We start from the raw sequence: 12952 nt of genomic DNA on the forward strand, positions 1-12952 counted from the left end.
CCACGTCTAAGAAGGCCCCCCGCCCCTCACTGAAGGAGACAGTCTTGGACCGGTCCAGCCGCATCATCGCCACCGAAATCAACGCCCGCCCCGAACAGGTGCAAGCGGCTGTCAAACTGCTGGACGAGGGTGCGACGGTGCCTTTTGTGGCGCGCTACCGCAAAGAGGCCACGGGGGGCTTGGACGACACGCAGCTTCGGTTGCTGTCAGAGCGGCTGGCTTATCTGCGCGAGTTGGATGCGCGGCGGGAGATGATCCTGAACTCGATCCGCGATCAGGGCAAACTCAGCGACGATCTGGCAAAATCCATCGCCGGGGCCGAGACCAAGGCGCAGTTGGAAGATATCTATCTGCCCTACAAGCCCAAGCGCCGCACCAAGGCGATGATCGCGCGCGAAAACGGGTTGGAGCCGCTGGCGCAGACTATCCTTGATGACCGTTCCGCAAACCCTGAGATATTGGCGGCACAATATCTTGGTGACGCCGTGCCAACCACCAAGGATGCGCTGAACGGTGCGCGCGACATTCTGGCCGAGGGGCTGGCCGAAAATGCCGATCTGTTGGGCGATCTGCGCCGGTTCCTGCATCGCGAGGCGCTGATCACCTCGAAACTGGTCGAAGGTCAGGAACAGGCAGGCGCTAAATTCCGCGACTATTTCGATCACTCCGAGAAATGGGCCACCGCGCCGTCACACCGGGCACTGGCGATGCTGCGTGCCTCTAAGGAAGGCGTGGTGACACTGGATATCGGGCCCGAGCCGGAAACCGGCGCGGCGCGGGCTGAGGCCATCGTGGCCGCGCATCTGCACACCAGGGGTGACGGGCCGGGCGACGTCTGGCTGCGCAAGATCGCTGGTTGGACCTGGCGTGTGAAGCTGAGCCTGTCGATGATGGTCGAACTGATGGGTGATCTGCGCGCCCGCGCGCAGGATGAGGCCATTGCCGTCTTCGCCCGTAACCTCAAGGACCTGCTCTTTGCCGCGCCCGCCGGGGCCAAGGCGACGCTGGGGCTCGACCCTGGCATCCGTACCGGCGTCAAGGCGGCGGTGGTGGATGCGACCGGCAAGCTGGTGGTCACTGACACGCTCTACCCGTTCCAGCCCAAGAACGACCTGCGCGGCGCACAGGCAGGGCTGCTGAAGCTGATTGGAACCCACGGCATCGAGTTGATCGCCATAGGCAATGGCACCGCCAGCCGCGAGACCGAAAAGCTGGTCGGTGACACGCTCAAATTGCTGCCCCATGACGTCAAAAAGCCCACCAAGGTGGTGGTCTCCGAGGCCGGAGCCTCGGTCTATTCCGCCTCTGAGCTTGCCGCGCGGGAATTTCCCGATCTCGATGTCAGCCTGCGTGGCGCGGTCTCGATCGCCCGCCGCCTGCAGGACCCGTTGGCGGAACTGGTCAAGATCGAACCGAAATCCATCGGTGTCGGCCAGTATCAGCATGATGTCGACCAGACCCGCCTGACCCGCGCACTTGAGGCGGTGATCGAGGATGTGGTGAACGCGGTAGGCGTCGATCTGAACATGGCCTCCGCGCCCCTGCTGACCCATGTCTCGGGGCTTGGCCCCGGTCTGGCTGAGGCGGTCGTGGCCCATCGTGACGCAAACGGGGCCTTTGGGTCACGCAAAGACCTGCTGAAGGTCGCCCGCCTTGGCCCCCGCGCCTTTGAACAATGCGCGGGCTTTCTGCGCATCCGCGACGGCAAGGAGCCGCTGGATGCGTCCTCGGTGCACCCCGAGGCTTATGGCGTGGCGCGGCGCATCTTGCAGGCCTGCGGGCGCGATCTGCGCCAGATCATGGGCGATGATGCCGCGCTGCGCGGGCTGCGCGCCGAGGATTTCGTCGATGATAGCTTTGGTCTGCCCACCGTGCGCGACATCCTGAGCGAATTGGAAAAACCCGGGCGTGACCCCCGCCCGAGCTTCGTCACCGCCAGTTTCACAGACGGGGTGGATCAGATCACCGACCTGAAGCCGGGCATGCTGCTGGAAGGCACCGTCACCAACGTTGCCGCCTTTGGCGCTTTTGTCGATGTCGGCGTGCATCAGGACGGTCTGGTGCATGTCAGCCAGCTGGCTGACCGCTTCGTCAAGGACCCCCATGAGGTGGTCAAGACCGGTCAGGTGGTCCGCGTCCGGGTCGTCGAGGTCGATGTGCCGCGCAAACGGATTGGCCTGAGCATGCGCAAGGATGGCGGCGACAAATCCGCAGCCCGTGACACGCGCAAACCGCGGGGAGAGGCGCCAAAGAAGCCCCGCCAGCACAAAGGCAAGGCGCAGTCGGATCAGCAAGGCGCGCTGGGGGCTGCTCTGCTGAACGCAATGCGCAAATCGTGACGGCAAGGCGGATCGAACCTGAAAAAGGTGTGTTTCGTCATAAATTTTAGATGAGGTGCAAAGGGGAGTCCGAAACAAATAACCCGCTATGGAAGGACACGTCGTATCCGCCCGAAAAAATACCTTGGGGACCCCCCCCTGCGAAACCGGTGTATCATAAGCTCGCCACTCACACGCGCCATAACCGGTAGATATAAGCTAGGATATTAATTCATCCCTGTCAGCAGATAGTTTTGGCGAACCGCAGGAGCGATTTATATTGCATTCCGTCAAATGAATTTTCTGTGAAGACATTTGCTCGGCAATTTTGTGTCAATTCAATACTTTGAGCTGACACGATCTGGCAAAAGTACGCCGATTGCGCATTTTTTCGCCGCCCCCTCTTTTTTCTGGTTCGTGATGCACGAAAGACACATTTTGGTCACTTTGGGCACGTTTCACGGACATTCAGCGCGAAGTTTCGGAGTTTTCGTCCCCCAAAACACCGGTTGCCCCCGATTCTCTGGCCGATTGATTCGATGCGCATCCCGCCTATTGCGCAATCTTGGCAATAAACCCCGACAATCCGACCATTATAAGACAGCCCTGCCATTATAAGTTGTGGGGCACAACTTATAATAAACGGCCCGAAGCAACACCTTCTCATCCACGCATATTTTATTTGTCTGAAAATAACATTTGCGGTGGTGCTTTACTTAAAAAAGCAAGAATTGGACCTGCCCGATTTTCCTCTCCGCTTGAATTAAAAGAAGTATCCATTTCGCCAAGTGTTCGGCCGTTTTCCCGACTACTGCTTCGAATAATGGCCGCCATCGCTTACCTTCGTTTCTGCTCGTTTTTTCTTCGCCCGCGGTTCAAAACTTGCTAGATGCGGGAAACCACACATCCCCGGCCCTGCGGCGCGACGACACCATTGTCGGTCCACGCGGCGCGCATCTCGGAAGGCAGGTTCATATGGCGGACGACGCTCTGGTTCTGGCGATTGACCAAGGCACCACATCGACACGGGTGATACTGTTCGATCAGGCGCTCAGGATTCAAACTTCGGCCCAGCAGGAGTTTCAGCAGCATTTCCCGGAATCAGGCTGGGTGGAGCACGATCCCGAGGAAATCTGGACCACGACCGTCGACATGTGCCGTCAGGCGCTGGACCAGTCGGGGGCGTCACCTGCGCAGATCGCGGCTATCGGCATCACCAATCAGCGCGAAACCACCGTGGTCTGGGACAAAACCACTGGTCGCACGATCTATAACGCCATCGTCTGGCAGGACCGCCGCACCGCCGCCTATTGCGAAACCCTGCGCCAAGAGGGGCATGAGGCGGATGTCACCGCCCGCACCGGCCTGCTGCTCGACCCCTATTTCTCGGCCACCAAGCTGCGCTGGATTCTTGAGAATGTCGAAGGCGCGCGTGCGCAGGCCGACGCGGGTAATCTGCTTTTCGGCACCATCGACACCTATCTGATCTGGCGGATGACCGGCGGCAAGCGGCATGTGACCGATGCCACCAATGCGGCGCGCACGATGCTTTACAACATCACCAAGGGCGACTGGGATGCCGATATGCTGGCGCTGCTGGATATCCCGCGCGGCATGCTGCCCGAGGTGCTGGATTGCGCCGCCGAATTCGGCGAGACCGAACCCGATCTTCTGGGGGCGCGCGCGATCCCGATCCTGGGCGTTGCGGGTGATCAGCAGGCGGCATCAATCGGTCAGGCCTGTTTCGAGCCGGGCATGCTGAAATCCACCTATGGGACAGGGTGCTTTGCGCTGCTCAATACCGGGGCTGCGCCCGTCTTTTCGAGTAACCGGCTGCTGACCACCGTTGCATATCAATTGGACGGCACGCCAACCTACGCGCTGGAAGGGTCGATCTTCATTGCAGGGGCGGTGGTGCAATGGTTGCGCGATGGGTTGGGCGTGATTGGATCAGCCCCGGAAACGCAGGTGTTGGCCGATACGGCCGACCCGCATCAGGATGTCATTATTGTCCCGGCCTTCACCGGGCTGGGCGCGCCCTACTGGAATGCCGAATGCCGTGGCGCGGTTTACGGGCTGACCCGCAACAGCGGTCCGGCGGAACTGTCGCGCGCCGCGCTGGAAAGCGTCGGCTTCCAGACCCGCGACCTGCTTGAGGCGATGATGGCCGACTGGTCCGGATCGGCTGGTCAGAATGTGCTGCGGGTCGATGGCGGCATGTCCGCTTCCGACCCCGCCATGCAGTTCCTCTCCGATATCATCAACGCCGAAGTGGACCGCCCGCAGGTTCTGGAAACCACAGCACTGGGGGCCGCCTGGCTGGCGGGCAGCCGCGCGGGTGTGCTGCCCGGTCAAGCGGAGTTTGCCAGCAACTGGTCCTTTGAGCGCCGCTTCAGCCCGTCGATGGAGGAAAGCGCACGCGAAACACGCTACGCCCGCTGGAAACGTGCGGTTGCGGCCACGATGCAAGTCTAATTTGCCCAGCGAGCCCAGTCTTCGGGTGACCCCCGGAACGCGTTGATATCCACCGGGCCGGGTACGCCGGGCACCTTGCCGGTGCCGGTATATTGCCAGATCGTCCAGTCCGCGCCGGGATAGGTCTCGCTCGGGTGACCCGCCACCGATCGCAGCCAGAATTCGGTGCCGCGCAGCGCGCCAATCCCGGTGTCTCGATAGAAATCCACCGTGGTATAGACGATGGGCCGACGGCCATAGTGACGTTCGAGAATATCGAGGAAGCGCTTTGCCTCGGCGCGCACTACCCGCCCTTCCGGTCGTTTGCGGCAGGTGGGTGAATGCGGGTTCCATTCCATATCCAGTACATGCGGCAGGGCGCGCCCATCACGCGGCACGTTCTTGATGAACCAGCGGGCCTGCTCGACCGCCGGGCGGCAGAAGTAGAAATAGTGGTAGGCGCCGTAGGGCATCCCTGCCCGGCGCGCGCCGCGCCGGTGATCCTCGAAGGACGGATCAAGCAGATCGCCGCCCTCGGTGGCCTTGATGAAGACAAAGGAGATGCCGGAGGTCTTCGCCAACCTCCAATCGATCTCTCCCTGCCAGCGCGAGACATCGATCCCATGCACCGGGTATCGCGAGGGCGCGCGGCCCGACCAGTCATGCGGGTCATGGTCGGCAAAACGCAGCGGGTCACCTGCCCGCGTCGATACCCGTACCGGATCTGTGCGCTCAACCGGCTTTGGTTGCCCGCAGGCGCAGAGCAGCGATAATGCCAAAAGACCCAGAACCCGTTTCACGACCGCCTCCGCCTCGTTGCCTCAACCACAGCAAAGCGGGCAAATCGCACGGAGGCAATTGCTAATTCTGCCAATGCGTCGCGCGCGCCCGCGCTCGGCTGGAACAAGCCGAAACGGCGCGGGTTATAATCGGTCTCGATATGTGTATCACTGTGCCCTGATCTACAGCCCACGTGCCCGTCGGATGATGCGCCGGGCCAGAGACGGAGCGTGCCATGGCCAGCGACATGAGCAGTTTTTCGCATCGCGAGATGGAGCTTTTAAGCGCCTTGCGGCGTGCGGGCGGGTCGGCGCGGGGCACTGAACTGGCCAAGGTGATGAACGTCTCGGAAGAGACCGTGCGCCGCACGATCAAATCCCTTGCCACCTCGGGTGCGTTGGTGCGGGTGCATGGCGGGGCCTATCTGATCGGCACCCGCAACGATCCCAGCTTCTTTCGGCGCATCAACAAACACGCCGAGGAAAAACGCTTGATCGCCGCAACGATTGCCGGGATCGTAACCGATGGCATGACACTGTTTCTCGATGTCGGCTCCACCACCGCTTTTGTCGCCGAAGAGCTGCGGCATCACCACGCTGATCTGACCGTGGTGACCAACTCGATCGGGGTGGCGCAGACACTGGTCAACATCAACGGCAACCGGGTGCATATGCTGGGCGGAGAGTTGCAGAGCAATGAGCGCGGCACATTTGGTCATGTGGCCGAACGTCAGGCCCGGCGCTTTGCCTATGATGTGGCGGTGCTCAGCTCCGACGCTCTGTCGGCAGAGCGCGGGTTCCTGTATCTCAGCGCCGCCGAGGCGCATCTGGCCACCGAGATCGCGGCAAGCGCGCGGCAGGTCCTGATGGGAATCGACCGCCACAAATTCGGGGCAACCGCCCCTCACTGCGGCCCCGAGCCTGAGGCGGTGCATCAGGTCGTTTCGGATCAGGCCCCGCGCGGTCGCCTCTCTGCGGCGCTGCGCAGTTGGAACATTGATGTGACCACCGCCCTGTAGCCGCCTGCGCAGATCTTATCGCGCGCGCAGTTTCGGGCCATCCCCGGTGATCGAATAGAGTGCCAGGGTCTGGTCCGCATTGCGCATCCGGTGGCGCAGCATGGCGCGGGTCAGGCGGGCCAGATCGCCTTGGTATTCAGGTCTTGTCGCCACATTCCGCATCTCTCCGTCACCCTCATGATCGAACAGGACGGGCGGCAGGTCGGCGGCAAACTCGACCAGTGTAAAGCGGTCCTCGCGCAGGATGCACAGGCTGGAGTCGCTGGGCCCGGTGCCCAGTGCCCGTTCCGCCACGCTTGGCTCAAGCGGGTTGGAGAAATCAAGCTCGGAATAGGTATGGCGGCGCCAGCTCTCCGGGGTTTCGCCATATACCAGCGGCAACAACGACCTGCCATCCATGGAATTGGGCACTGTCGCCCCCATCCAATCCAGGATGGTCGGCGTCACATCTATCGACTCGGTTGGCAGGGTCACCCTTCGTCCGGCATTCTCCGCATTATCAGGACAGTGCAGGATCAGCGGCGTGTGATAGGCAGCGTCATAGATCGTCGATTTGCCCCAGCAATGGCGGTCGCCCAGCATCTCGCCATGGTCTGCCGTGATCACCACCAACGTGTTCTCATACTGGCCCGAGCTTTTGAGGAATTCGATAACCCGGCCAATATGGGTATCCACCTCGCTGGCCAGTCCCAGATAGATCGCGCGCAGGCTTTGCACCGCCTCATCGCTTGCCTCAAGATCTCCAAACCCCTCAACCATGCCGGAAATGCTCCCCTTTTCCAGCGCGGGGGCGATGAAAGGATGAATGGCCTCTTCATCGGTACGGTGATCCATACGCTGCGGCAGCGGCAGGCGCACAGGGTCATACATCTCGTTATATGGGGCCGGGGCGACAAGCGGCGGATGCGGGCGGATATAGGTCAGATGGGCGAACCAGCTTTCGCCGCAATAGCCGCGCATCTTGCCCAGGAAACTGTCCGTTAGAAACGCGGTGTCGCTATGCTCGGCCCGGTAGAGCGCCGGATCGGTGAGCCGCGGCTCGGTGCCGCCGGGCGACACCGGCCTGTAGACGTCACAATACCGATCGAACGCATAGCCTTGCGCCATCAGGTGAGACCGCCAAGGATAGGACATCTCCAGCCGCATCTCGGTCATTTCGTGAAACCCGGGCATCGGGAATTCATAAGTGCTGAGCGCCGGGTCGCCGGGGGCAAAGGCGCGCGGATCCTGCGACGTGTCGGTATATCCGAACAGCATCGGCAGATAGCCCAGCTTGCGCATTTCGGTCGCGATATTCGGCGTGTCATGGCGCAACGGCGTGCCATTGCGGATAGAGCGGTGGTTCATCGCATATTGACCGGTCAGGATCGAGGCGCGCGAGGGGCCGCAGGGGTTGGTGACCGAGAAATGCCGCTCGAACGAGACCGCGTCCTCCATGAAGGCGCGCAGGTTGGGCAGTTCGACATGGGCCGCCAGCGCGCCGCTCAGGCAGTCCGCTCGCAGCTGATCGATGATGATGAAGAGGACGTTTTTTGCGTCTGCCATCCTCGCCTCCGGGTTTGCACCGCACCGATCGCAGCTTTGCCCGGCGAAACCCGATATGCCAAGCCCCGACACCTGCAAAGGTGTGCAAAAACGATACCTTTTTAGGTAGCCTCAATATGATACTCTCGGTATTCGCAAACTCGTGCTAAGATTGACTGAGCCGAATTTGTATGAGTTATTGCTTAAGAGGATGCCAATTATGTCGGATCGACCCCAGGGCCATTATGCGCTCAGACCGCTGGAAAAAGCAGATTTGACACTGATCTCCCGCTGGTTTCGCAATGTCGATGATCTGGCCGCCTTTGATCGAACCTGCCGCATGCCGCTCAACCTGACTGGCACGGAACATGCTTGGGAACGTGCTGTCGAGCAAACGACAGAACGCGAACGCTGCTGGTTTGTCATCGAATCGGAAGACAATGTGGGCGCAGGCATCGTCGGGCTTGAGGGGATATCCCCCACGAATCGGGACGGCGTCATCGCCACATTCGTTGACTCTTCCCTGCGTGGGCAGGGTCTGGGCACCCGCGCCGCTGCGTTAATGCTGGATCTGGCCTTTCGGCAGCTTGGCTTGAACCGGATCACCTCCTACTATCGCGAGGACAACCACACCAGTCATCAGGTGTTGGGACAACTTGGATTTCAGATAGAAGGACGCATGCGCAAAGCATGGTTTGCGCAGGGAAGATTCTTTGACATGCTGGTCGTAGGTCTCTTGAAGGACGAATGGAACGCGCGACGCCAGCCCTTGTCCAACGAGCTTGGCGCCGAGATCAGCGTTGGGATGGGCGAGGTAGGATCCTCAGGGTGGACTTGGCCACTCATTGACCCGGATGCAATTTAAGTTCATTTAGATTTGTCAATTTCGACGGAGGGAATGGGGTTATGGCCCATGGCCAGACCCGGGTGTAGGACAGAGGTGGAGCACGGAACGTGAGCGCAGACAGCCCAAGTTCTGAGATCAAGCACCGGCTTGGGGCGGTGCTGTTTGCCGATGTGGTCGGGTATTCCCGGCTGATGGGCCAGAACGAGGTCGACACCTATAGTGCGCTGAAATCCCTGTTGGTCCGGCTAGAAGATGCCTGCCGCAAGTTCGACGGGCATGTGGCCGAGATCCGTGGCGACGGGGTTCTGGCGCTTTTTGACACAGCCTCAAGCGCGGTGCGCTTTGCTGTGGAACTGCACCGGATCGCAGATGAGAACAACGAATCCCGCGAAGAGGACCAGCGCATCCATTTCAGGGCCGGCGTTCATCTGGGCGAGATCATGACTGATGAGCGCGGCGTTCATGGCGACATTGTCAACATCGCCGCGCGCCTGCAGGAGATCGCCGAACCCGGTCGCGTCTGCGTCAGCGCTACGGTTTATGAACAGATTCGCAACCGGCTGCGCTATGGCTATGAATTCCTGGGTCCGCAAACGCTCAAGAACATTGCCAACCCGGTCCCCACCTATTGCGTGCGCAGCGAGGTCGAAGGCGTGACCATGGCCGCGACGCTGCGACCCAATCCGACTAGCGTCGAGGAACCAATGCGGCCGGATACACCCTCGGTCGCGGTGCTGCCATTTGTCAGCATGGGTGGTGATCCCTCCGATGGCTGGGTAGCGGACGGGCTGACCGATGACATCATCCTCAACCTGTCGAAATTCAGGAACCTCTTCGTCATTGCGCGCAATTCGACGTTTTTCTTCAAGGCGCAGTTCATGTCACCGCAGGACGCGGCGGCTAAACTGGGTGTGCGCTATATCACGCGTGGCAGCGTGCGCCGGGCGGGCAACAGGATTCGGATCAGCGTCGAACTGATCGATGCGGATTCCGAACGTACCATCTGGGGCGAACGGTATGACCGGGTGATCGACGATATCTTTGCCATTCAGGACGAGGTGACTGAATCCATCGTCGCCTCAACCGCCGTGCTGATCGAGTCGCAGGAACGTCAGCGCCTGGCGCAGGCAGTGCCTAATGATCTGGCCGCCTATGGCTATGTTCTGCGCGGCCAGCAATACCTGTACAAATACACGCGGCAGGACAATCACGAGGCGCATTCGCTTTATGAACAGGCCTTGGAACGCGACGAAGGCTATGCCCGCGCCTCCGCCGCTTTGTCGCGTACGCTGAATATCGACTGGCGCTATTCCTGGACCAATGACTCAGACCGGGCGCTCGATACCGCGCTGGGGTTTGCCCAACGGGCCGTCAACCTGGACCCGACCGATGCGCGGGGCTTCGGAGAGCTGGGCTTCGTGCATCTCTATCGCAAGGACCATGACGCGGCCCTCGGCTCGTATCGGCGCGCGCTGGCGCTCAACCCAAATGACGCCGATCTGCATTCCGACTATGCTGACGCTATGGCCCATTCGGGTGACAATGAAACCGCCATCCACCATCTGAAGCAGGCGATGCGGCTGAACCCCTATTTCCCGGATCAGTATCTGTGGCATCTAGGCGGTGCCTACTACAATCTCAAGCAATATGACGATGTCATCGAGACCGTGAACAAGATGAACAACCCCACCGAGGGGCAGCGGATGCTGGCTGCCAGCTATGCGCAACTGGGCAAGATGGATATCGCCCGCGAAATCGCGGACAAGCATCGCGCGGCCCATCCTAACTTCTCGCTTGATCACTGGGCGAAGATCCAGCCCGACAAGCTGGAGGACGATACCCAGCATTTCGTCGAAGGGTTGAAGAAGGCCGGTTTCTGAGCCAGGCCTCATCTGGCCCAATACGAAAAAGGGCGCGCCTGACGCACGCCCCTCTCCATTCAATCTCAAAAAAGTTCAGTCGCCCCCACGTGCCTTTGCACCGCTGACTTTGGCACCGGAAACCTTGGCTCCACTTACTTTCGCGCCGGACACTTTGGCCCCGCTGACCTTCGCGCCGCTCACTTTAGCGCCGGTGACCCCAGGCATTTCGGTACCAAAGAACATATCAAGCAAGACCTGCTCGTAGCGGCCATTCATGACGTCCATGCGGATCGTGTAATCAGACTGCTGAACGCTCCAGACGCAGATGTCATCAGCGAATTGGAAATCGGCTGCTGCAATCCCTGTCAGACCGGGTTGGTTGGGTGCGCGCGCAGCGAGCTTGCCAGGGGCGTCACCCTCTATACCCTTGAACCCATTCACGAGCCGACCTGCGCATTGCATCAGAAACAGTGCCGGCGATGGCAGTTCATAATATGCGCCGTCATAGGAGAAACCGTAAATCCGCGCAAATCGCGGATCGTCAGCCGTGCCATCCTCGGGACCAGGCTCGACTTGCTCTTCCAGGAACCTGTTCCGACCACAGCCAGCACCTTTCCCGCTCTTGTACTCCAGTTCCGTGATTTCGCGTCCAAATAGCAGCACTTCCGAAAAATTGAGTAAAGACTCGCCCACTTCACCCACTCCTTGTGTCTGAGGGATTTCATCCGGGCAGTCCGCCCCCAATCCCGATGTGGTGGTCCCGCCAGGCCGGGACCCAAATAAAGATAAGAATAACTCCTTCAGCCACCGTGCCATAAAATTCTCCAATCACAAAGAAATTTACGCATGGCTCATTCCGGCACACGGGTGCGCGTTGATACCGCGTGGCTGTGCTCATCCGGCTCGGTCAGTCTCGGCCCCACTTCGACGACACCAACCTCGCGCATGCGGAAATTGCCCTCGATGATCTGGCGAAACGCGCCGTTGGTGATCTCCTGATCCACCTGCAGCAGCGCTTGCTCGACGCCCATGTAGCTCAGCATCTCGGCGTCCAGCAGGCTCCAGGCATCGGCCAGATAGGAGCCCAGGAAATCCCGCGCCTCCAGCAGCGCGACCCGGAAGCCATCGGGGTTCTCGGCGTAGCGCTCGTCGAACATCTCCTGCATGACCTCGCCATATTCGGGCGAATCCTCCAACTGGTCCGACAGGTCCTCCATCTCTGGCGAGATCAGGTCATGCACCAGCAATCGTTCGTGATAGATATCGACGAAAATGTCGAACATCGCGCCGGTCAGCGGTTCCGAGAGTGCGTGTTCACTGCTCCAGCCGCATTCGAATTCCGACAGGGTCTTGTCGTTGGCGGCCATGCGAATCTGGGCGTTTTCAGACAGTTCCGCAAAGCGGCTGAGCCGGTTGAAGGAATAGAGATTGCCGCGTGTGTTCTCCAGCAGATCCTCGACCACCGAGCCGAAATGTAGCGCGGCCACCAGAGCCACCATGTCGGCAGCGGATTCGTGAAAGCCATAATATTCGCCCGGTGTATCCTCGGGCGCGGGCATACCGATCACGCTATAGATGATGGCATGGCCGATCTCATGCGCGACCACGTCGAAATTCAAGCTGTAGGCGCGGTATTCGTCACCATGTTCCCAGGTGCCGCCGGTCTCCAGAAACCCCCAACCGATATGGGCATTGTCGAGGCTGGGCAGCAACGACAGTTCCAGCCGGTCGAAGTCGCGTTCGAAATGCCACGGGATCGGGCGGCCGAAATAGCCCTCCCAGACATCCATGGTGAAATGCGCTGAGCCAAAAAGATGCGCTGCCTCAAAGGCGGGGTCCGAAGGGTCGAGATGGGTGAAGTTGCCATCCTCATCGGGCTCCGCGGGCGGGTGAACCGGCCCGTCCCAGGGCGGCAGATACATGCCCGGCCCATTTGGCCCCTCAACGATTGCGCCAAACGGTGTGGTCTTGCCCTCCGGGTTGACCGTGTACATTCGCGGCCCAGACGGCCCGGCAGCAAGCGAGCCGGGCGGGGCCGAGACCTCGACCAGTTCCGGCCTCGGGTTGCTTTCGAAAAATGGTGATTGCGGGAAGAGCAGAAACCGCGTGCCCGGCGCTTCGTCCTCTGGCAGGTCAGGTTCGTACATGC

The 12952-nt window shown here is 60.5% G+C and carries 9 protein-coding genes; 5 read left to right on the forward strand and 4 right to left on the reverse strand.

Annotation, left to right across the window (positions count from 1 at the left end; all coding sequences use genetic code 11):
• The first annotated feature begins 44 nt into the window (after window positions 1–44).
• Both Q5Y75_RS08070 and glpK read left to right on the forward strand, forming a co-directional pair.
• Window positions 45–2339: a Tex family protein gene (locus Q5Y75_RS08070; protein WP_306196089.1), complete on the forward strand. Its 2295-nt coding sequence runs from the start codon at window positions 45–47 to the stop codon at window positions 2337–2339.
• A gap of 954 nt (window positions 2340–3293) precedes the next feature.
• The gene (gene glpK, locus Q5Y75_RS08075) at window positions 3294–4793 is read left to right on the forward strand and encodes a glycerol kinase GlpK (protein WP_306196091.1); all 1500 of its coding nucleotides are present in this window, start codon (window positions 3294–3296) and stop codon (window positions 4791–4793) included.
• Here glpK and Q5Y75_RS08080 read toward each other — a convergent pair.
• Complete coding sequence (locus Q5Y75_RS08080) at window positions 4790–5572, reverse strand: glycoside hydrolase family 25 protein (protein WP_306196092.1); 783 nt, start codon at window positions 5570–5572, stop codon at window positions 4790–4792. The genes glpK and Q5Y75_RS08080 overlap by 4 nt on opposite strands.
• A 215-nt stretch (window positions 5573–5787) precedes the next feature.
• On the opposite strand from Q5Y75_RS08080, the gene Q5Y75_RS08085 reads away from it, so the two are divergent.
• A complete protein-coding gene (locus Q5Y75_RS08085) occupies window positions 5788–6570 on the forward strand; it encodes a DeoR/GlpR family DNA-binding transcription regulator (protein ID WP_306196094.1) in 783 nt (260 codons plus the stop codon).
• Between the two features lie 15 nt (window positions 6571–6585).
• Here the strand turns inward: Q5Y75_RS08085 and Q5Y75_RS08090 are convergent, their stop codons facing one another.
• The gene (locus tag Q5Y75_RS08090; RefSeq protein ID WP_306196095.1) at window positions 6586–8115 is read right to left on the reverse strand and encodes an alkaline phosphatase family protein; all 1530 of its coding nucleotides are present in this window, start codon (window positions 8113–8115) and stop codon (window positions 6586–6588) included.
• Between the two features lie 199 nt (window positions 8116–8314).
• On the opposite strand from Q5Y75_RS08090, the gene Q5Y75_RS08095 reads away from it, so the two are divergent.
• Together Q5Y75_RS08095 and Q5Y75_RS08100 are read left to right on the forward strand one after the other, a co-directional pair.
• Window positions 8315–8959, forward strand: a complete 645-nt coding sequence (locus Q5Y75_RS08095; RefSeq protein WP_306196097.1) for a GNAT family N-acetyltransferase — start codon at window positions 8315–8317, stop codon at window positions 8957–8959.
• Between the two features lie 89 nt (window positions 8960–9048).
• Window positions 9049–10821, forward strand: a complete 1773-nt coding sequence (locus Q5Y75_RS08100; protein ID WP_306196099.1) for an adenylate/guanylate cyclase domain-containing protein — start codon at window positions 9049–9051, stop codon at window positions 10819–10821.
• Between the two features lie 75 nt (window positions 10822–10896).
• Here Q5Y75_RS08100 and Q5Y75_RS08105 read toward each other — a convergent pair whose 3' ends face one another.
• Window positions 10897–11619: a hypothetical protein gene (locus tag Q5Y75_RS08105; RefSeq protein WP_306196101.1), complete on the reverse strand. Its 723-nt coding sequence runs from the start codon at window positions 11617–11619 to the stop codon at window positions 10897–10899.
• A 35-nt stretch (window positions 11620–11654) separates the two neighbouring features.
• Window positions 11655–12950: a gluzincin family metallopeptidase gene (locus Q5Y75_RS08110; protein ID WP_306196102.1), complete on the reverse strand. Its 1296-nt coding sequence runs from the start codon at window positions 12948–12950 to the stop codon at window positions 11655–11657.
• Window positions 12951–12952 lie beyond the last annotated feature (2 nt).

Origin of the sequence: Ruegeria discodermiae, assembly GCF_030758345.1 — a bacterium.
Taxonomy (GTDB): Bacteria; Pseudomonadota; Alphaproteobacteria; order Rhodobacterales; family Rhodobacteraceae; genus Ruegeria_C.